This window comes from Bacteroidota bacterium, from assembly GCA_008933805.1.
GTDB lineage: Bacteria > Bacteroidota > Bacteroidia > UBA8524 > UBA8524 > SB11.
Genome location: WBUH01000010.1, coordinates 23,704 through 45,862, shown reverse-complemented (window position 1 = coordinate 45,862; position 22,159 = coordinate 23,704). Strand labels below are relative to the sequence as shown.

General features: G+C 42.1%; 12 protein-coding genes. 3 read left to right on the top strand and 9 right to left on the bottom strand.

The window, feature by feature from the left end:
- Positions 1-12: 12 nt before the first annotated feature.
- Genes F9K23_10955 through F9K23_10945 form a run of 3 tightly spaced genes read left to right on the top strand, consistent with a single transcriptional unit; the run spans position 13 to position 7,802 of the window.
- Positions 13-4,872, top strand: a complete 4,860-nt coding sequence (locus F9K23_10955) for a PKD domain-containing protein (GenBank protein ID KAB2915359.1) — start codon at positions 13-15, stop codon at positions 4,870-4,872.
- Positions 4,873-4,880: 8 nt separating this feature from the next.
- Positions 4,881-6,824, top strand: coding sequence for an OmpA family protein (locus F9K23_10950; protein KAB2915358.1), 1,944 nt, complete (start codon positions 4,881-4,883; stop codon positions 6,822-6,824).
- 27 nt (positions 6,825-6,851) lie between these two features.
- Positions 6,852-7,802, top strand: a complete 951-nt coding sequence (locus tag F9K23_10945; GenBank protein ID KAB2915357.1) for a type IX secretion system membrane protein PorP/SprF — start codon at positions 6,852-6,854, stop codon at positions 7,800-7,802.
- Between the two features lie 345 nt (positions 7,803-8,147).
- Here F9K23_10945 and F9K23_10940 read toward each other — a convergent pair whose 3' ends face one another.
- The 9 genes from F9K23_10940 to F9K23_10900 form a co-directional block, all read right to left on the bottom strand.
- On the bottom strand, positions 8,148-10,298 hold the full coding sequence (locus F9K23_10940) for a T9SS type A sorting domain-containing protein (GenBank protein KAB2915356.1): 2,151 nt from the start codon (positions 10,296-10,298) through the stop codon (positions 8,148-8,150).
- Positions 10,299-10,573: 275 nt separating this feature from the next.
- Complete coding sequence (locus F9K23_10935; protein ID KAB2915355.1) at positions 10,574-12,697, bottom strand: T9SS type A sorting domain-containing protein; 2,124 nt, start codon at positions 12,695-12,697, stop codon at positions 10,574-10,576.
- Positions 12,698-13,029: 332 nt separating this feature from the next.
- Positions 13,030-14,448, bottom strand: coding sequence for a hypothetical protein (locus F9K23_10930; GenBank protein KAB2915354.1), 1,419 nt, complete (start codon positions 14,446-14,448; stop codon positions 13,030-13,032).
- A gap of 356 nt (positions 14,449-14,804) precedes the next feature.
- Entirely contained in the window at positions 14,805-16,229 is a 1,425-nt protein-coding gene (locus F9K23_10925) for a T9SS type A sorting domain-containing protein (GenBank protein KAB2915353.1), read from the bottom strand.
- 213 nt (positions 16,230-16,442) lie between these two features.
- The gene (locus F9K23_10920; protein ID KAB2915352.1) at positions 16,443-16,760 is read right to left on the bottom strand and encodes a hypothetical protein; all 318 of its coding nucleotides are present in this window, start codon (positions 16,758-16,760) and stop codon (positions 16,443-16,445) included.
- 123 nt (positions 16,761-16,883) lie between these two features.
- Positions 16,884-17,588, bottom strand: coding sequence for a DUF1211 domain-containing protein (locus tag F9K23_10915; GenBank protein ID KAB2915351.1), 705 nt, complete (start codon positions 17,586-17,588; stop codon positions 16,884-16,886).
- Between the two features lie 52 nt (positions 17,589-17,640).
- Positions 17,641-19,128, bottom strand: coding sequence for a DUF4173 domain-containing protein (locus tag F9K23_10910; protein KAB2915350.1), 1,488 nt, complete (start codon positions 19,126-19,128; stop codon positions 17,641-17,643).
- 91 nt (positions 19,129-19,219) lie between these two features.
- Entirely contained in the window at positions 19,220-19,609 is a 390-nt protein-coding gene (locus F9K23_10905) for a response regulator (GenBank protein ID KAB2915349.1), read from the bottom strand.
- Positions 19,606-22,143 carry a PAS domain-containing protein gene (locus F9K23_10900; GenBank protein KAB2915348.1) on the bottom strand — a complete coding sequence of 846 codons (2,538 nt, stop codon included), beginning with the start codon at positions 22,141-22,143 and terminating at the stop codon, positions 19,606-19,608. Before F9K23_10900 ends, F9K23_10905 begins: the two co-directional genes overlap by 4 nt.
- Between the last annotated feature and the right edge of the window lie 16 nt (positions 22,144-22,159).

Genomic DNA, 22,159 nt, shown 5'->3' with positions numbered 1-22,159 from the left:
TTTGAGCGCGTAATGAAAATAGGAATTTTAAGATATATTGTTCTGATAAGCGGATTGCTTACCCTTGCAGCTACAAAGCTGCAAGGGCAGGTAACTGCTGCTTTTACTGCCGATGCTACATCGGGTTGTTCTCCAAAACTGATAAAATTTACCGATAACTCAACGGGTAATATCACATCTTGGCAATGGAGCTTTGGCAACAGTGCCACATCTACACTTCAAAACCCCGTTATTATCTATACATCACCCGGAACTTACACCGTGAGCCTTACGGTAAGTGGTCCCGGTGGTACAAACACACTTACAAAAACAGCTTACATTACTGTTTTTGATAATCCCAAAGCCGATTTTACGGTGAATACTGCCGTTGGATGCCAGCATTCTCAGTTTTCGCTAACCAATACATCCACTTTGAGTGGTAATGGAGCTGCAATTACCAATTACTTTTGGGATTTAGGAGATGGTAATACAAGTACCACAAAAGACCCTTCGCATGCCTATCATGTAGCAGGGGCAATGACTGTGAGCCTGCGCATTAAAGATGCCAACGGCTGCGAGTCATTCAAAGAAATTCAGAAAGCGATACAGGTAGACCCGACTCCTGTGGTGGCTTTCACGGCGGATAAACCCGCTTCGTGTATCACACCAGCACAAGTAAACTTTACCAACCAAACCACAGGCAGTAACCTTGCCTATAGCTGGGATTTGGGCAATAACACCACCTCTACAGCAACAGATCCTTCGGCAAGTTATACCGCCGCAGGCAATTATACAGTAAAGCTGGTGGCTGTTAATACTGTAACAGGGTGTAAAGACTCACTAACCAAAAGCAATTTTGTTACTGCCGGTAATAATGTGGTTGATTTTAGCCCTTCAACGGCGCAAGGGTGTAAAGATATTCCGCTAACGTTTACTATTACAGGCAGCGGCACTCCGCAAAGTGTGTTGTGGGATTTTGGTGATGGCAACGCGTCAAACAGTAGCCCCGCACAAAATACTTACACAAGCGCGGGAATGCGCACTGTGAAACTGATAGTAACTTTTGCAGGCGGCTGTGCCGACACAGTTAAAAAGCAACTAATGATTGATGATGTGCCCGTTACGGACTACACCATGAATCCCCGCCGGAACTGTAAAACTCCGTTTAACGTTACGTTTACTAACAATACAGCGGGTTACGGTTCGTTTTGGGAGTTTGGCGACGGCGATACTTCATCGCAACGCAATATTATTCATGCCTATACTTCACACGGCCCTTTTATAATCAAGTTTACCACCATTACTCCCGGTGGTTGCAGGGCTACGCAAACAGATACCATTGATTTTAAACCCGAAGTATTGGTAAAGCCTACTCCAAGGCAGGTATGTGCCGATTCGGCAACGGTGAAATTTGATTATACCACCGACCCCGCAGGGGCAACGGCTTTTTCGTGGGATTTTGCCGACGGTAATACATCAACACAGTCTAAACCTTCGCAATTCTTTAATCAGGGAGAGTACATCGTGAAGCTTACGGTTACCTATCCCGATGGTTGCAAAGCTACAGGGCAGGACACGGTAAGTATTTTTACCAAACCCATTCCTGATTTTAAGGCTGATAAGCAGGACGAGTGCGTGAAGAAGCGCATCACCTTTACCAATAAATCGCAAAACTATACCAAGTTTGAGTGGGATTTTGGTGACGGTATTAAAGATACATTGCAGGTAAACCCTCAACATCTGTACAGCAATTGGGCTAAAATTCTTGAATTGCCCGATTCGTTTGATATTAAACTTACCCTGTGGAACGGCACTTGCCAAAAAGACACCACCATTACCCAATACATCAACATCGACCCGCCGTTGGCGTGGATACAAACCGACAATATGGAAGGGCTGTATTGTGATACACCTGCTCAAGTTCGGTTTTTTGATGTTTCGCGCTACAAAAACCCTCGTGATACCGTGGTTAGGGTGTGGTTTTTTAACGACCCCAAAGCTTTTAAAATCAGTAACCAGCAGTGTACCACCGATACCAAAAACGGGTTGAACGTGGGTAAAAATTGTAACTACTCGGTAGATTCATTACCTACACATACCTACACGGCAATCGGTGATTACCCTGTGAAGTTGTGGTTGTTTAGTGTACGTACGGGTTGCAGAGACTCAATGATTTACGATGTGCGGGTGCGGCCAAAATTCAGAGCAAACTTTAAACTCTCTGATACTACAGGATGTGCCCCTCTTACCGTAAACTTTGACGATACCACCACCCGCAGCCGCAAATGGTTTTGGGATTTTGGCGACCCTGCCCTTGACGGCGACACGGCCATCATTCAAAAACCTTCTTATAAATACACCATTCCGGCGGTGTACGATGCTAAACTGACCGCTACCGATAAAGACGGTTGTACAGCTTCGGCAACGCGGAAAATATACGTGAAAGGGCCTCGGGCTAATTTTAAAACCGTAGGTAGGATATGTCCTCCCGATTCGGTGGCGTTTTTTGATATTTCCACCAAAACCGATAGTCTTTCAAAGTGGACGTGGAAATTTGGTGATAAAGGCAAAGCTCCCGCTGATACCAGCAATCTTCGTCACCCAAAATACAAATTTTCAGCATTGGGTACTTACTTAGTAACTCTTACCGTGTCAGACAAAATAGGTTGTTCGCACAGCCTTACCCGTGTTATTGAGTACGCCCCTCCTAAACCGGTATTTATGGTAGTTCCCGATGTGTTGTGTGCGGGCACTACGGCAAGTTTTCAAAACTATACCGTTGGCGGGTTGAACAACCGTTATCACTGGCGTTTTGGCGACGGAGATACCTCTAATGTTATCAATCCTTCGCACGTGTACAACGATACTGGTAAATACGATGTGTTTTTGCGAGTGAGGAGGAACGACGGCTGTGAGGATTCTATCACAGTTAAAAAAGCAATCAATGTGGTAAAACCACAGGTTGATTTCTCCGTAAATCAAAGCAAGGGACTTTGTCCTCCGTTTGCCGTGGTGTTTACCATCAGCCAAACCGACGATGTAAATGAATACTATTGGGATTTTGGCGATAGTAGTTACTCAGCAGTAAAAAATCCGACACATACCTATAACAAGCCCGGTAAATACACTGTATCGGTGCGGGTGAAGAGTATAGGCGGTTGCTACGACAGCATTATTAAACAAGATTTTATTACTGTAGGCGGACCTACCGGGACATTTAGTTTTACACCAAATGATGGTTGCAAGCCTTTGAAGGTTAATTTGAAAGCCAACGGTAGCACCGATGCGGTACTATACACTTGGGATTACGGCGACGGACAATTGGATTACCTGAATACAGACACTGCCACGCACGTGTATAAAGTGAACGGTATTTTCAGACCCAAGCTGATATTGACCGATAGCAATAATTGCTCGCTTACCTATTTTACCGATGATTCCATTACTATTATCAACGGTGCCGCAGTAGTCTTTACCACCAGTAACCTTACAATTTGTGCCGGCGGAACGGTAACCTTTACTGATAACAGCTCGCCCGCAGGGGCTATTACCCAACGCAACTGGCATATAAACGATACTCTTAAAGGTTCGGGTGGTAACTTCCAACGTCAATTTGTTGATACGGGTAAATTCAATGTAAAACTGGTTGTAAACGATACTTTGGGTTGCCAAACAGACAGTAGTGTAGTGGTGGCGGTGAAAGCACAGCCTGTTATTACCATCAGCCCTGATACATCCATTTGTTTTGGTAACAGCACGCAGTTAAATGTAAGCGGTGGTGAAAGCTACAAATGGTCGCCATCCGGCAGCCTTAATAACGATACCTTGGCATCACCCACTGCACAGCCCATCAACACTACTATGTATAGTGTAGTGGCAAAAGCAGGTGCAGGATGCCCAGATGTAACTAAAAATGTTACGGTTACGATACTGCCTTTGCCTTCTGTTGATGCGGGAGTGAAGAAAACCATTTGCGAGGGAGATACTACTGCACTAACCGCCACGGGAGCTATTAACTACACTTGGGAATATTCGCCCTTTTTAAGCGATACCTCGTCGGCTTCAACACTCGCTTATCCGCCTGCTACAGCATACTTTAAGGTGTACGGTACAGATGCAAACGGCTGCACTTTTTACGATAGTGTGCAAGTAGAATCAGTAATTGCGCCCGACCCACAGATTGCAGGCCCTGCAAAGGTTTGTTTCGGTTCGCAAACTACGTTAACCGCTAACGGCGGAGATGCTTTTTTATGGAACACAGGTGCAACTACCGCAAGCATTAATGTGGTAATGACTAAAAACGAATCGTTTTGGGTGAAATCTACTTTGTTGGGTTGCCCGGGTGGGGAAGATACTATTGATGTTGAGGTAGATAACTCAGTGTTTGATGCTGATTTTACGCTGCAAAAAGATACTTTTTATGCAGGTGAACTTATCGGCATTACCAATAATAGTTTCGGTGCTGTAAAATATTCTTGGAACACCGACGGACGCACTTATACCGATTCGTTACCCAAAATTACATACCGTAACGAGGGAGAGTACCAACTACGCCTCACAGCACAATCAGCTACCGGTTGTCTAGACAGCACTGCCCGCACAGTAATTGTAGTGCCCGATTTCATCTATTTCCCCACGGCATTTACTCCAAGTGGTGATTTCTTGAACGATTGGTACAAATACTTTGCTCCTTATGAGCTGGCTGAAGTACACTTTATGATTTACGACCGCTGGGGCGAGTTGGTGTTTGAAGCCAAAGACCAAAACACCTTATGGGACGGTAGTTTCAAAGGCAAACCCTTGCCTGACGGCGTGTATGTATATATGTTTTTTGCCCACAAGCCATCAGGCCAGATTGTTACTGCCAGAGGCAACATTACACTGATTAGATAAAAACGGTTATGAAAAATATAAGACTAATTACAAAACCTTTATTGGTTTTTGCGCTGAGCGCGGCTGTTATGGCCGGCTGTAGCAGAAAAGCCACCATTACTGATGCTAACAAAGCCTTTGAAAGCCGCGAGTACTTTCTTAGCTCATCCATGTATAAGCAGGCGTATGCTGGTTTGACAGATAAAGAGCTGAAAGCCGAAGCTGCTTTTGGTGCTGCCGAGAGTTTTCGTAAGATAAACGACTACAAAAATGCCGAATATTGGTATAACCAAACCTTGAAAAACGACCCCGATAATAAAGAGGCGCTTTGGTTTGTGGCGATGGAAATGAAGAATGCCGAGCGTTACGAAGAAGCCAAAGCCAAATTTGAGGAGTACAAAGCAAAAGGAGGTATTGGCGACCAAGCCGACCACGAGATTGAGGGCTGTGTAAAAGGCATGGAATGGAAAAAGGAGCAAACCCGCTACGTAGTTGAAAACATGAAGGGCTTAAACACTAAAAATTCTGATTTTGGTGTGGTGGCCTATAGGGGCGATGCTTTGTTTTTCTCTTCGGACCGTGAAAACCCTGATAATAGAAGAGTGTACGGCCGTACCGGAGATAAGTTTGTTGATATTTACCGTGCCGAACTTAAAAGGGCTAAACGTGGGGAACAACTGCCCTCGATAGGTAAAGTAAACCCCGCCGAAGGGTTGGTGTTTGATTACAACGAAGCCACAGGCGCGTTCTCAGGTTCTAAAATATACTTTACCCTTTGCAACGGGGTAGAGGGTACAGAAAATTCTTGTAAAATATACGAGGCTACACTTTCGGGCAAAGCGTTTAAAGATGTTTCGGCTCTTTCGTTTTGCGATGATTCGTTAACTAACTACGGCCATCCTTCGGTGTCTCAAGACGGTTTAACCTTGTATTTCTCTGCCGATTTGCCCGGTGGTTTTGGTGGTAAGGATATTTACGCTACTACTTTTGATAAGCGTGGTAAAAGCTGGAGTGCTCCTGTAAATGCAGGTTCAGTGATTAATACCAACAAAGACGATATGTTTCCCTTTATCCATGCCGACGGTACTTTGTACTTCTCGTCAAACGGTCACGTAGGTATGGGCGGTTTAGATGTTTTCTCAGCCAAAAATAACGGCGGCACGTGGGAAGAACCCGTGAACATGAAGTGGCCTATTAACTCAGGTGCAGATGATTTTTCGTTCACTGTTTCTGATGATAAGCAAAACGGATACTTGTCATCAAACCGCGAAGGCGGCAGGGGCAAGGATGATATTTACGGTTTTTACCTTAAACCGCTTGAGTTTAAGCTGAAAATTGTGGTGAGAGATGCCAAAACAGGCAAAACCATTCCTAATGCTACTGTTAAGTTTACAATTAATAAAGACAGTGCCGCATCGTTTACTGCAAACGGTGAAGGTGTGCTTGAGTCTCCTTTGATGATGAACACCTCATACGGTTTCTTCGCTTCAAAAGCCGAAGATTACTACTTTGACAGTGAGGCCAAACAGGTATCTACCGTTGGTAAAGAACTGTCCGAAAACTTTGTGCAAGAGCTGCTTTTGAATCAAATGAACGTTGAAGACGAGTTTACCCTGAAAGGTATTTACTACGATTTAGACAAGGCTGATTTGCGTCCAGAATCACTACCCGTGATAGATTCATTAATCACCCTTTTGAACAAATATCCTAAAATCCGTATCGAAATAGGTTCACACACCGATTGCCGCTCTTCAAAAGAATATAACGAGCAATTGTCTCAACGCAGGGCACAATCAGTGGTAGATTACCTGATAAGCAAAGGCATTGCTTCTGCCCGTTTGGAAGCAAAAGGCTATGGTGAAACCAAACTGGTAAACGATTGTGCTTGCGAGGGCACGGAAGTGAAACGCAATTGCAGCGAAGAGGAACATCAGTTAAACCGTCGTACAACCTTCAGGATTGTATCAAAGTAAGTTGTAAAAGAAGAAAAAATTAAAACAATGAAAAAGATAATAGCAGTGTTGGGCTTGTTGCTTATTTGTGCAGCCGTTTTTGGCCAGCAAGACCCTTACTATACTCATTTTATGTTTAACAGGCAGGCATACAACCCTGCTTATTCAGGCTCACAAGGTGGTTTAGAGGCTACTTTGCTGCACCACAGCCAATGGGCTGGCTACAAAGAGGGGTTGGCTCCCAGTACCCAGTCATTAGGTATTAATCTTCCCTTCCGTAGCCACGGTTTTGGCTTGCAATTGGTAAACGATAAATTGGGCTATGAAAAATCGGTAAACCTTTCATTGTCTTATAACTACCGTTTCAATATCGGTAGTGGAACTTTGGGCGTAGGGCCTTCTATCGGGTTTTTGCAGAAATCGTTAAACGGCAGCAAACTTAGCCCTGAGCAAGCCAACGACCTTAAAATCCCTACTACAAACGTATCGAGTTTGAAACCTGATTACGGGTTTGGATTTTTCTATCAAAACGAAAGCGTAAACAATTTGTACGTAGGGCTTTCGGCCACCCACCTTTCAGAGGAAGATTTTAACTACGATGCCGCTGCCGGAGCAATGGTTAAATACAACGGCCGCAGGCACTATTACTTAACAGCAGGCATGCAATTTGAGCTTTCACCTGTATTAGCATTACGCCCTAATGTGTTGATGAAAAACGATGGTGCAACCACCCAGTTTGATGTGAATGCTGACTTGTTGTACAAGCAAAAATTACGTGGCGGTTTTGCTTACCGCTCAGGCGACGCTATGTCGGTATTGTTAGGGTATTACATCACCCCGCAATGGCATTTGGGATATAGCTATGATTATACGCTTACTGATATTAGCAATGTGAGTAGCGGTACACACGAGTTGGTATTGAATTTTGTGTTGAAAACCACTCGTAAACCCAAACCTGTTTTGAATAAGATAATTCTTACTCCCCGTTTCTTAGAATAGCATAATGCATTTTTAATAGGTTTTCTTTTGTGAAGCCGGCAGCAATGCCGGCTTTTTTATTTGTTATGAAGTAAATTGGTGCCACTAAGGCGCTAAGTTGGCTTTTCATAGAATTATTGCGGCTTAGTATCTGTATGAGAAATTTCCTCTCGTTACCCTGAATATAAAATTCAGGGCTTTTGCGAGTAGCGTATCTAATGGTTTTAAACCATTCGATACGAAATTATATAAGAAAGGCGGGCTTTATGCCCGTCGGTTTTGGTGTTAATGAAAAATCCCCAAAAGAGCTAAGTCCTTTGGGGATTGCATTAAAACGGGTTAAAACCCCATGCGCAACGCATTCAATTACTCAATAATCAATTTCACAGGCGATGAAACTTGTGTATGGATAAAGTATATTCCTTTGGCAAGGTTTAAGTGACTTACGTCTACTTTCACAGTTTCACTGTTTGCGGCAGCTAACTCAACTTGATATACTAGTTTTCCTGTGGCATCGTATAGCTTTAGCGGGGTATTTAAAGCGTCACCTACATTTACTTGTAACGTAAAGCTTTGTGTTGCAGGGTTTGGGTAAATGGTTACAGAAGGAGTGGTTGCACCTGTAGTTACAGATGAGTAAGTAAACACAGTATTATCGGTTGCCGATGTATTTGACGCCGAGCTTTGCACTGGTGCCAACATAGGCGACCCTGATGTATGTGTAAATGTTACCACTACAGGAAGGTGATCAGAGGCATCGTGCAGGGCAGAAGCAATGGTTGACGAATACATGGTATAAGGAGGTGTGTTAAGGGCCTGGTTATAGTGTTGTCCGTCGTTACCAAATGCTTTGTAAGTGTTAGGCACAATGTCAAAACCCCCTGTTTGGGTAATAGCGGTTGAAAACAGCAACATATCAAAACGGTCGTCAAGCCCTCCCGTGGCTCCGCCACCGAATGAAGTTGTGCGGGGCGATTGTGTATGGTGGATGGCATACGATGAGTTATTCCAACTACCTGACAGGCTTAATAAGTCGTTAAATTTACCATTAGCATTGCTGCCGTTGGTTACCATTTTTTGATACGCAGTTTCGCTACCGCTATAAATGTTAAAATCACCGCATACTAAGAAATACTTTCCTGCGGGGAAAGCGTCAGTTACAGCTCTAAGGTCATCTACTTCACCTTCGCGTTGGGTTTCATCGCTACTGGTATTGCCGGCTTTTAAATGCACAGAGTATATGTATAGTGAGTCGCCCGAAGCAATGTGCTTAAGCAGGAATTGGTTAATATCCCTTAACGATGTTGAAATGGCTGTGTTACTGATGAATTGGAATTTAGCACTTTTGTAGTACAATGAATTGTCAGTGTCATAGCCGTCAATAAACGTGGCCATGTTGTAGTTGCTGGCACTGTAGTTTAGCACGTTACTCAAAAAATTAGTAGCTCCTGTAGATTGTAATACCTCTTGGCAAACCACAATATCGGGGTTCACAGCATCAATAATAGTGCGGTAACTTGGCTCGCGAGACGAGCCAGTGCTGCCGGGGTAGTTAAGCAGGTTATACGTCATTATTACAAAGTTGCCGGTATCGCCTCCGGTTGAGTCGTTGGTGGTAAACGTGTTAGTGCCCCAGCTTGAAAATGTACTTCCGCCGCAATTGGCGCGAACGTGCGCATAATAAAGGGTGTTAGGTGTTAAACTACCTACCGCTGCCGATGTGGATGTAGTGTTAGTGCCCGATGAAGGTGCTGTTGACGAAGTAGTAACGGCATATTCATACGATGAAGCACCTGATACTGTATTCCAGCTAATAGTAGCAGATGTTGTAGTGATACCTGATGCTGAAATACCTGTTGGTGTAGCACACGATGAAGAGCTTGAGCCTGTGATAGAGATGTCATCTACAGAGATTTTATCACGTGAGCCGCTGGTACTTACTGATTCCCAGTAAATCCAGCGTACTTGAACTACTGATTGATTTTCGGCACCTACGGGCAATGTTTCTGTTAAGGTCGATGAACTGTGTCCGTCGATCATACCCGTACTGCTGTAAGTAGTGGTGGTTCCCACATTAATAAAGCTGCCCGAGGTACCTACACGGTATTGCAATGCAATGCTGTTGTCGCGTGAGCTTTGATTCTTAATGGTTTTACACAACCATGAAACTTGTATGTTGGTAAGACCTGTGGTGTTAATAGCAACAACAACAGCCCCCGCAGGATTGGTGCCCGATGAAAGTATGCCTATTCCATCTGTACCTAAATGATACCAGCCGCCTGTGGCCAATGTTGGTGAACTGCCTTGATTGGGCAAATCGCCCGTAGCGGCTGAAAGGGTGCGGGTAGTAGGGATGCTGGTAAACCTATGCACGGCAACCCCCGTTGGTAAGGTGGCAGAGCTTTGGCCGGTGAGTGAGAAGGGCAGTGATACTGCCGTTGGATTGGTTTGTGCAATAAGGGCAATGTGTACCCAAAGCAAATTGAACAGTAAAAATAAAATGCGGATTTTTTTCATGATGATAGTGGTTTAGAAATTTCCATCAGCAATAAGTAGCAGTAGCATTATTGAATAGTAAAACCCAATGGCGAAAAATGCAGCTTTTCTAATGCCTCTATCTTTTAAATTTTGGTTAAGTAGGGCTTTGTTTTGCTGTATTTTCCTTTGTTTTTTCAGTGTATATATATGCAGTTCTCACATTACGCAGGTTTAAATAGCAGCGGTATAAAACAAAAAAGCCACCCTTTTGGGGTGGCTTGGAAGGCTATGGAAGAATGTAAGCTAAATTTTAATTAGCGGCTGATTACTACACGGCCTGTGTGGTTGTTTGAGTTGCTAACCACGTTGAAGAAGTATGTGCCGGCAGCGAAATCAGAAAGGTTTACAGTTATTGTTGAAAGGTCTTTAGTAGCACTGTAGTTGTTTGTGTAAACAACACGACCGGTAATGTCAACAAAAGTAAGAGTGAAGTCTTCGGTAGAGTTTACATCGATGCTCAATGCAGTTGAAGCAGGGTTAGGGTAAGCATCACCTACTACAAAGCCTAGTTCTTCAGCGTTAATTTCTCCGCTTTCAAAGCTACCTGTTTTGCTTCCGCCGGGAGCCTCGCAGCATGGGAAGTTACAAGACCTGTTAGTGATGATAGGGTTGTAAACAGCAGTATCAACAACACCGGCAGTTGCAGGAGCAGAACCCGCAGTAGCAGCAGTAGCAATAGTCCAGTTACCTGCTGTACCAACGTTGCAACCTCCTTGGCTTAGTATAAAGGTTTTGCCACCTTGGCTACCTGTAGCAAGTTTAGGGCCTCCCAAATCGCTTGGTGTTTGTGCACGGGCTACTAAAGCTGTTCCGTAGCTAGCACCGTGGTAGAATACAGGTTCACACTCTGGGCAACGTACTTGTACACCGTCAGCAGTATTTCCAAAGCTGATTCTTCCGTTCCAATCAGTGGCTGTAGTTTCGTAAGCAGCTAAACAATAGGTGCTATCAGTTGTAGTTGGTTTTACACTAACACCTGAAGCTGATTTATTGCTAACAATAAATGAAGTAGGACCTGTTCCGCCTATTTGCAATACCAATGTACTGTCAGAATAGTCTTGGTCAACAGTAAAGTTGTAGCAATTGTCAGCACCGTTGTACAATACAATAACAGTACCTACGGGAACTTTTTTCAAGGTATCAAGGTTGGCAAATTTAACGTGTCCGTTGGTGATACCTTTACCGGTTCCTGAACCGAATACGCCGTTGTTGTCATCAACAACCCAGCCGCGGATATCTACTTCTGTTGTTACTGCATCAGCACCGCAAGTAGCTACTAAAAGTTCAATGTACTCACAGTTACCGCTGGGGCCGTTAGACCATTCTGTAACAACCAATACACCTCTTACAGGGGTAGTGTCAGGTTCAAATTCATAGCAAATAGGGTAGGTGTTTACAAGGTCGATAATGTAGTTTCTAAAATCAAGGTTGTCTGTAGAGTTAGCAGTACCCGGGGTTGCAGCAGAGTAGCTGATAGCACGCCAGTTAGCATCAGCACCTATAGAGCTGGTAGCAGTACCTTGGAAAAACTCAAATGCCCTTCCGGTACCACCGTTAGAGTCAACAACAATGTGTGGGCCTTGCTCACCTACAGTGATAGACACGTGGCTGTTTTGTGCGCTGTATGATACACCGTGGTAAAACGCAGGGTCGTCAGAAAAATTAGGGTTGTCAATACAACCGGGGCACCTCACTTGGAAACCATCACCCAAAACTGAGTCGCCGTTACGTAGCGAAACACCGTTCCAAGCGTTGTTGTTCAACGTGTAAGCATCTTGGCTGCAATAGCCGCTTTTGTTAACTGTACCTACAATTGGAGTAGTTGTTTTGTAAACGATGTATGGGCTAACACCTACTGCAACAAATATAAATACGCTGTCAGTACCGTTATCATACGCATAAACACCGTTAGGGTCGGTAAATGCATTTACAAAAGCAGGGTTTGTTTGGTCAAACTCAGAAGTATCGGCACCGTTAAAAAGTACGATGTAAGTACCAATCTCAACGTTTTTCCAAATGCTGCTGTCAGCAAAACGCAAGTGTCCGGGAGAGATACCTGCACCTGAAACGGTTGAACCGTTAAATACGCCGTTGTTATCATCAAACAACCAGCCGGTAATGTCAACGTTTACAGTTAAACCGGTTGAGTTGTTGGCTACAACAAGCTCCGCCCATTCTTTGTTTCCGTTGGCACCGTTTGAGAATTCATTCAATAAAAGTACACCTTTTTCAGCTTGAGCCGTGGCGGCTAGGGAGAATAACGAAATGGCTGTTAAAAACAGCATCTTAGTTTGTAAGATAAGTTTTTTCATTGTTTTTGGTTTTTGATAGTTAAATGCAAGGCCTAGGCAGCGACAAAGGTAGAGGTGCTTAAACATGCGCTGTGTAGCAAAACCGTTATCCTACAGTTAACCCCCTGCTGGGTTTACATTAATGGAGCGTTACTTCTTTCTGGGTTTCTGTTTGAACCAAAAACAAACAGAACACTGGTTTTTGCTGTAAACTATCATCCATATACTAAGTTTGGGTTTGCATGAAACACCCTCAATAAATAGTTAATTTGGGAAAAAACGGGAGTTTACAAACCGGCTTTGTGGAATGAGAAATTCGGTTTGTGTTGGAAATCAAATGATTAGTTCGTTTCAGTGTAGAGTTAAGCGTTGATGAACTACCCTTGGCTTACATTAAGTAAGGTGTAGGTGTTTAATAATCAGTGTGATATTGATTCCGGTACTGTTGCCGTTGCAATCAGTTTCATTAATCCCGTTTCTTCACACACCCTGTTTACAGCATTTTTAACTCGGCACATATCCTGTGTTTTTTCAAATTCCCTTAATGTTTTAAACAAGGGATTAAGTGCTTTAATATGTGCCGCTTCGATTTTATATTTTACAAAATACCTGCGCAAAAGGTTGATTTCATGTTCAATGTACAGGTATTCGTGCCTGTGTAGCATGGTTAGCAGGCTTAGCAATGTAATTTCAAACAATATCCATGCAGAGGCGGGGTTTATGGGACAACTTCTACCCTTAATTAATAAACTGCTGCAACCCGCATAATTTTCAAGGTGATACTCTTTTAGCGCCAGCAGGTAGTAGGCGTGTGCATTGTAGTTATTGGGCAGCTGGGTTATACTCTCTTCTTTGATAATCTTACTTAGCTGTGCAATAATGCTGTGTGCTTTACCTTGTTTGGCGCTGTCGTAAACAATGTGCATTGCAAAAACTGTGAAGCAACAATCAAACAAATAGTGTTTTTGAAGCTTCATAATGTCGGGATACAGGCCGCGTTGCAATATGTTAAATTGTGTATTGTTATTGGTGAGGTAGTAAAAGCGCAAGTAAAGGCAATCTATGGCCATTTGCCCCATAGGCATGGTACGCTTTAAAAACGAGTACAAATACAACTTGCTTAACTGTTGCAACTGCTTAAAGGCTTGCGCAGCTTGTTCAGTGAACAGCTCATTGCCGGATAGGGAGAGTACAACATCAGTAAACAACAGGTAAAACCGTGATGTTTGGCTTTGCAGTTGGCTGTGGTAGTAATTTACCTTTTCGCGAATGGTTCTTAACTCATCAAGTAGTCGTTTGTTTGAAAAATAAAAAAGCTCCTGTGCATGTAAGATTCTGGTGTAAAAAAGTTTATCAAGCTCAAAAGCCACCTCCGTCTTTTTGTTCAGGTTTTCAAGCTGCTTTAGGTACTTATCACGCTTTTTTGCATCGCTGATAAGATAGTAGCAGTAATATATCGTTGTTAACTCTGTGGTTAATTCATATCTCAGCGCACTTCTTTCAAGCTTCTTTAGTTCGCGTTGCAGTATCTCGTTTTCTCCGCTTGCAAGCAGCAAGGTTAAGTGCTGTACTTGTTCTTTCACCTTCACCACCTCGTGAGTGATAAACTCTTGCTTCACTGCTATTATATCATCCAGTAAGCGGTTTTTAAGTGTGTACAGGCTGCTGAAGTTTTTGCCCTGCCCCAAAAAACTGTTTAATGACTCGTTATCGGTTTCATCATTTTCAACCACATAATTAAACAGTTTGAGTTTTAGCGGCTGGCTTCTTATCCGTTTAAGTAACAATAGTTTTTGTTTCCCCTTTAGGGTTCTTACAATGCCAACAAAATAGTTCATAAAATGCAGTTTGATAGTGCCCGGGCTGCTAAAACCGTTGCCACTTGGCAGCGCAATCATACTCAAATGCTATTGGTGGGGTATAAACAACAAAATTTTTAATGATTAGATAATGTTAGAATTTGACAGTTTTTCTAAGTGGTTAATTCTTAGTTTATAGCAAAATAATTTCTTGATTTTTGGACTTAATTGAAGGTGTGGGAATAAATTTTCCTCAAATGCGGCGCAACATAGTGGTTCTTGTCAACGTCTCGGTAAGTAGAGTTTAGCTATCAGTTTGCATATCCTAAAAAGGCTCCCGCTTGCGGGAGCCTTTTTTAATTAAATGCAGGTGTATGTTGGTGCTCTCGGTTGGCTTAGCGAGCTATCATAAATTTGCCTGTTTGCGTGCCTTTTGCAGTGCCCAGTGTATATAAATACACACCGTTTTGTAAGTTAAACTCACGTAAGTTCAAAGTGGTTTTTACTAAACCCATTTCAGGCAAAGTAAGTTTTTCCGTAATCTGTTTCCCTGCCAAATCATAAATGCGAAGCGTAACCGCATCTTCTTGAGGTATTTCTGCTTCAAAAGTTAATTCAAACGAAGCAGGGTTGGGGTAAACCACCATTTTATTGGATTGTTGCACATCAGTCTCAATACCGGTAGTATTGTTGTACGACTCGTAATAGTAGCGGTAGCGGCGTGTAAATGTAAGGTTACCACCTTGGTTGGTATAAAGATGTACTTGACTTAGGTTTTGCTGGGCATTAAGTTTAAACTCAAACCTGTTGGTAGTTTGCCATGTGCCGCCCCAGTTGTAGTTGGTGTACTCACTCAATTTTCCGCTTTGGTAACTATAAACGGTTAGCAAAACGTTAGTAAACACCGAGGTGTTCCATGATAAATTCATAAAGCTGTCAAGGTGGCCGCCTGAGTTATAAGTGTATCTTTTCTTAGATTGGTTCACCCATGTCGATTGGCTCCAAGTAAGCGTTAAAACTTCAGTTACTTTGCCTGATGAGTTATAAGTCCATTCTTCTCTCTTAAGAGGACCGTTAATATTATGTTCAGTGTAGGTTAAAATGTTTCCGCTTCCATCATACGTGTAGTACTTTTTTGATGAACCATAAATGATAGAGTCGGCTTTTGTTGTGCCATAAGTATATTCGGTAGCCGTTAAATTCCATGCTCCGGAAGACCAGCTAAACACCTTTTTTGTTTGTAACCCGGTTGCGTAGGTGTATTCATGTTTGGCTAAGTTTTGATAACCGCTGCCATAATTCACTTCCCCAAGGGCAGTTTCAACTTTCTTATTTGAGTTATAGGTGTATGAATAGCGTGTAACTTGGCCAAAAAGTGAGTCGGAAGTTTGCGATACGGTGCCATCAGCATTGTATTTCCTTATGTACTTTGTATTGGGGCTGAAATTGCTTCCCACCTTTTTATAGTTAATCAGTTCGTCATACGGGCTGCTTTCGTAGGGATAAGCGACTTGGTATGCCAAGTACGAATTATTTACAAGTCCTACCGATTCGCGGTTGCCCGTATATTTAATACGTGCCGTATCTGTAATGGCATTTAGTTCGGTGGCGCTTGAACCTGTTATGCGGTAGCGTGTGCTTTTGCGTTGCACTCCATTATTGCTTAGTGTATTATAAACTTCATAAGCTGCCCAGTGATTTTCTTGGGCACTTGCAGTTAGTAATTCAGCTTGCTGTAGTAGTTGCGTGTTTGCATTTTGGCTTTTACCGGTTGTCCATAGTAAAGCTAATGCAATTACCAGTTGGGTATTTTTTTTCATTGATGTTGTTAGTATTCATACAAGTAGCAATTGTTATTTGTATTTACATAGGGCCGCTTTACAAGTGACCGATTATACCCATAAGTGGGATGTATTTTTAGATAAGTGGAAACAACAACAATCAGTAGTTTATACAAACAAAAACCCCGCTTTGGCAATCGCCACTGGGGCGTATTACTAAAGCGGGGTGTATTTAATTAGATGAGAATTTGATTAATTTTTGCCTTCCCAGCTTTTAAAAGCTTCGTCAGCAAGGCTTTCGTTTTTCCTGAAGAAGAACGGAAACCATTTTTCGCGCCTGTGTTTGGCACCTTGCATATATCTTTTTCCTGTCAACGCGCCTTTTAGCAACATTGCTGCTATTAAAGCGCTTAGCCCAACAACCAGGGCCAGTAACGACCATAATGCACTGATACCAAACAGAGTGGCTGATATGCGGATAGCCGCAAACCCGATAACAGTTGCAATCATTATGATGATTACCACTCTATCCAGCTTATAATCAAGCCTTTGTTTAGTTTCTTGTTTCATTGTTATTCAAATGTTATCTTAATGTTAACGCAAAGTTAACAAATATATTTTGTATAGCAAATGAAACTTGTAAAAAACTGAAATTCAATCCGCTGTGGGAAATGGTTTTGTTAACATTGTAGCCTATGAAGGAAATCTCTTTTTCCTGATTTTTTCCCTTCGCGAAGTTACCATACTAACCCCTAAACCCGTTAGGCTGTACAATGCTCCTGTTGGCCCTGCCCATTGCGGGGGCACAATAAAGGCAACTATTATTGCAATGATTCCCACTACCACAAACGTTAAAAATATGAACTTGTGGGTGTTAGTTTCAAACACTTCAAGTTCTGTAAGGTTTAGCTCATCGGCACATTTTGCAGCGTGGGCATACATGTAAGCAAACAGCAAAAAAATGGCGCAAAAGCCCAATCCGTAAACGAGCATTAAAGTAGGTACTTCTTGCGGCAATATTGAGACTGACAACTTTGTGCCCACTGCGAACAGTGAAAACAAAAACTTTAGGGGATATACGTAAAACAACACCGTAAACAGTAAAGCCCCGTTTAGTACAATGGTTTTAATGTCGTGCAGTCCGTATCGTCTGAAAAATAGGTTTTGGCAGTACCAAACCTGAAACAGCAGAATAAAGCAAAGCCCGAATATGAAGAAGCCGCTTAGCACATCGCTAAGTTGGCTAAAACTTTTGGGTACCTCTAATGATACAATTAACAGCGTAAGGGCAAACGCAAATACTGAGTCGCTAAACGCTTCAATTCGCTGGGTTTCTTTTCCCCGCCAAACAATCAGTTCTTTATTTTTTCGGCTGCTTTCGGCAATTTTTGTTCGCATATAAGGTGGCTTATACTATTGCCAATATATTGCTTATTCAGCAATTGTTGCATCAGTATCCCTGCTGTTTTAAATATTCAGCGGTTCGCGCATCGCTTATGTTATAACTCAGCCAATGCCTGTTTTCATACTGCTCCATAAATTTCTGAGCCTTTGCGTCTATAATTCGTTTATAAGTGCCGCTATCCCCATACTGCCTGTATAAATGGTTGTAGCTCATTTGTTTTTCAATCGGCGAATCAAAAACATCCTGATACTCCAACAACACGGGTAGGGCGGCATTGCTCATATCGGCAAGGTAATTTTTGTGTATGTAAGCGGTGTCTTTATGGGTAAGATTATAGCGGGTTATAAGTAAATCCCAGTTAACAAAGGCAAGAGCGGCAAGCAATACCAGCACAAAAAAACTGTTGAGTTTAAGTAAGTGGTAGCCGGTTTTGCGCTGCTGTATCTTAAAAATAACCGTAGCTATACCAAACAAGGTGGCTGCTAAAAATACCAACACGGCAATGCGTTTGTAGGCAAGATTATAACTTTGTATATACCAGTAGTTGCGCCAGGCAACTGATAACACCATAATGCCGTTTTGTACCATCCAAGCTATACCCAAATACCTTATTGTTTTGTTGTTGGGATAAAAGTTAAGGTTCTTTCTAAACGCATACAGTACAACACCCACCGAAAGCATGATGCAGAAAATAAGCAGGTAGGTTCCTTCGTGTACCAATATCTTCATGTCTTCATAAGAAACAGGGGAGTATGAAAACCAATACGAGGCTATGTCAAGGCCGTTTATAATTGCTATAAGCAGGTTTAGCCCAACAAGTAGTATCAGCATAGAAAGGTGTTCTTTCTTTAATCCCAATGTTAGGGTTCTAAACTTGTTGAAACCTTTTGTGCGCTGCAAAGTGTCAGGTTGAACGGCATCAAAATTTGAAACGGTATTTGATTTTGAGACACGAAGAACAAAAACAGTGAGCACTGTGCCTGAAATGAACAACCAAACGGTGGTAAAATTCAGTTGGGGAAACAGCTGAAAGAAATCGCCCAACAGCCTGTCAAAACGGGGTACAGCCAGCGAGTAAAAGTAAACAAACACAACGATGATTAGCAGCGGGACAATGGTAGCCCTAAGTACAAAAGTTGTTCGGTAGCTTTTATCAGCAACAGTTGTTGTTTTTTGTTTGCTAAAGGGGAGGAGCAAAATTTCCGGGATTTTTTCTAAAGCGCTTACAAAGTAGGCAGCAGGATTACTGATAGGCTGCAATGTGGCTCCGCTAAGCAGAACAAAAAACAGGGTGTGAACAAAGCAGGATAGGGAGCTGTGGGTTACCAACACGGCAAGCATGGATAAAAAACAGCCTGCTAATAACAATAGGGGAGTGCGGTTGCTAAACAAAGGTTTGTTGTATGCATACAACAACAAAAAAAGCGGAGTTTCAAAAAGTAAGAGGTTAATACCCCACTGTTGCTTATAAAACAACAGGGTATGAAGAATCCCAAAAGCGGCACATAGTGCAGCAAACGCAACTTTTTTCATAAATGGTTATAGGTTGCATTATAAACGCCTTAGGCTCATACATATTGTATGATAAAAGTGTAAAGAAAAATATGACAGATTTTGAACGTAATCAGTTTTTTAGCAACTTGGCTACAGCATCTGTTGTCAGTGGTTTTATTAGATAGTCAACCACATTTTTGTTTTGTTCGGCACGTTCTTTATCCCTTTCATCTACAGATGATGATAAGATGTAAATTTTAAGTGAGTTTTTAATGGTAGAATCAACGTGTTCGTATTCATCCAAGAACTCCCAACCCGACATAGTAGGCATATTTATATCCAACAGCACTATCGATTGCTTGGTACCCGGTGTATGACCTGCAAGGAAACTAAGGGCTGCTTCGGGTTCAGTAAATGTTTTAACCGCAATATCGCCAAAGTACTTGCGCAAGAAAAGAGTGCATATTTTATTGTTAAAGGGGTCGTCGTCAATAACAATAAAGTCAAGTTCGTTCGTCATAGGGCAAACTCAATAACAAATTCAGTGCCCACATTTACTTCGCTTCGTATCTCTATCTTCCCGCCAAGTGTCTCAACCTGTGTTTTTACCATGTATAACCCCATTCCTTTACCTTCAATTTGTGAGTGAAATCTTTTATATAGTCCGAAAACGTGTTTCCCTTTTTTGTGCAAATCTATCCCCATTCCGTTATCTTTAAAAGTAAGTTTTAATACATTACCTTCTTTAGCACTTTTTATTTCGATTACAGGTCGTTCGTTTTGCCTGCGATACTTGATACTGTTAGATATTAAATTGTAAAAAATACTGTACAAGTAGGTCTTTAAAGTGGTGAACTGGTTTATTTGACTAAAGTCGGTTTTTATCAGCACATTTTCATTTTTAATTGAGTTGCTGATACTGTTTGTAATGTCACTTACCAATTCTGAGAATGTTACGGGCTTCTTCATTTCATTCAGTTCCCGCTTCACCTGCAAAATGGTGTTAAGGTCAAGTATTACTTCGTCTAACTTTGATATAGATAGTGATAAAGCATTAATGTATTCCTTTTGGTCCTGTTCTTCCAAAGCCCCCACTTTAAGCATATTTACAAAGCCTAAAATATTGGCAACCGGTGCCCGCAAGTTGTGCGATACGATATAAGCAAACTGCTCAAGGTCTTTATTACGCTGCAGCAATTCGTCGGTTAGTTTTTTGCGTTCCATTTCGGCCAGATACTTTTCAGTAATGTCCTGCATGGCACCTACCATCCGCACCGCTTTTTTATTGTCATCGTGCAGTATATATCCTTTGTCTGATATATAAGCTATTTCGCCGTTTTGCCTGTAATACCGATATTCATCTTCCCACTTAGTAGCCTTTGGATCGTTAATTTTTTCAGCAACACTTTTCTCAACTCTCTCTCTATCGTCAGGGTGTATGTTCGATACCCAATTGTCGTAATAAATGTTGTTATCGGTTGTGGGGAAGCCAAATACACTTCCGTAGTTGGCAGAGCGGTAAAACCTCTTGTTCACAATGTCCCAGTCCCACACAATATCATTGGTAGCCTTAGTGGCCATTATGTAGCGCTCATTGCTTTCCTCAAGCAACTGCTCAGTTTTCTTGCGTTTAGTAATGTTTGATGCTCCTACGTTAATCCCTATAAGAGTGTCGTCGGCATTAATGATGGGGTTTATCTTAACCAGCAACCAACTTTCAGGGGCATTCGGCATTTTGTAGTTTACCTCATACTCAACCCCTGTTTTAGTCTTAATTATGTTTTTAAGCGATTTGTCTACATCAGCCCGCCTGTTTTCAGGCATAAAGTCAATGTATCGTTCACCAATTACAAAACTTCTGTTTGCGTATGTTTTTGCTATTTCATCGGCCAGCCCGTTATACGATACAATCCTGCCATCAGTATCCAGCAAAGTGTAGGCGGTGTCACTATGTTCAAGCAGGTTTCTAAGGTTGGCTTCCGCTGTTTTTAATGCCGCATCAGCCATTCTTTCTTCGCTGATGTCTTGCAATACCCCTACAAGTTTTGAAGGGAGACCTGTTGTTGGATGGTAATCCATTTGGCCCTTTTGCAATACTATTTTTTCAACCCCGCTTTTAAGTACAACACGGTGCTCTATATTAAGCATTTCGCCAGTGTCTATGGTGTGCTTAAATGCTTGTAGAAGTTTTTCTTTATCGGCAGGATGAACGAACGTTGTTAAGAATTCAGAGGTAAGTATCCCTTCGTTAGGTACAATTTCATAAATACTGTAGGCTTCTTCTGAGAGCCAAAAATGGGTTACTCTTGGTGTGGCATTTATATCAATGCTTATTTCCCAACTACCCACTTTTGCAATTTGCTGCGAAGCCTTCAAGTGGGTCTCGCTTTTTTCAATTTTTTTGCGGTATGTACTCCAGTCTGTAATGTCAATTTTTATTCCCCAACAGCGAACCAAGAAACCGTTTTCAATAATTCCTGATAACGAGTTAATGAATGTTTTACTGTTGCCTTTCAAATCTACTTCATCCGTTTCTTGACGCTGTAGCTGGTAATTACTTTTTATAAAGTTGGCAATGTATTCGTTGTTAATAGGTGATTTTGGAAAAAAACTGGTTACGTGTGACCCTATCAGGTTTTCGATACTGTCAAGGCCATACATCATGGCCCATTCAGTATTGCATTCAGCAAGGGTACTATCATAAAACATATCCACTTGTTTTTCAATCGGCAGGTTAATGGGGATAGGTTGTAAAAACTCAACCCTCCAAATTCCTTCGTGGCTATTATTTATAAACGATTGATAGCGTTGCTGGCTTAATAGTAGTTCATCTTCTGTCTTTTTTCTGACCTCAATATCGGCTTGCAGTCTTTTGTGCAGCCGTTGCATTTCTTCGGAGCTAACATCAACAATACGTTCAAGCATCCGCTTTTCTTCATCGTAAGAATCGTATTGTGCGCTGATACTTGCAAGCAACTCGTTAAACCCTTCCGGAAGTTCTTTCCCGTTGGCTAAGTAGCGGTTTATTTGACGTTGCAGTAGTTTGTTCAGCATTATTTAAGCAAGAAAA

Coding starts and splice junctions, on each gene's coding strand:
- F9K23_10955 (KAB2915359.1), top strand. CDS start 13: ATGAAAATAGGAATTTTAAGATATATTGTTCTGATAAGCGGATTGCTT.
- F9K23_10950 (KAB2915358.1), top strand. CDS start 4,881: ATGAAAAATATAAGACTAATTACAAAACCTTTATTGGTTTTTGCGCTG.
- F9K23_10945 (KAB2915357.1), top strand. CDS start 6,852: ATGAAAAAGATAATAGCAGTGTTGGGCTTGTTGCTTATTTGTGCAGCC.
- F9K23_10940 (KAB2915356.1), bottom strand. CDS start 10,298: ATGAAAAAAATCCGCATTTTATTTTTACTGTTCAATTTGCTTTGGGTA.
- F9K23_10935 (KAB2915355.1), bottom strand. CDS start 12,697: ATGTTTAAGCACCTCTACCTTTGTCGCTGCCTAGGCCTTGCATTTAAC.
- F9K23_10930 (KAB2915354.1), bottom strand. CDS start 14,448: ATGAACTATTTTGTTGGCATTGTAAGAACCCTAAAGGGGAAACAAAAA.
- F9K23_10925 (KAB2915353.1), bottom strand. CDS start 16,229: ATGAAAAAAAATACCCAACTGGTAATTGCATTAGCTTTACTATGGACA.
- F9K23_10920 (KAB2915352.1), bottom strand. CDS start 16,760: ATGAAACAAGAAACTAAACAAAGGCTTGATTATAAGCTGGATAGAGTG.
- F9K23_10915 (KAB2915351.1), bottom strand. CDS start 17,588: ATGCGAACAAAAATTGCCGAAAGCAGCCGAAAAAATAAAGAACTGATT.
- F9K23_10910 (KAB2915350.1), bottom strand. CDS start 19,128: ATGAAAAAAGTTGCGTTTGCTGCACTATGTGCCGCTTTTGGGATTCTT.
- F9K23_10905 (KAB2915349.1), bottom strand. CDS start 19,609: ATGACGAACGAACTTGACTTTATTGTTATTGACGACGACCCCTTTAAC.
- F9K23_10900 (KAB2915348.1), bottom strand. CDS start 22,143: ATGCTGAACAAACTACTGCAACGTCAAATAAACCGCTACTTAGCCAAC.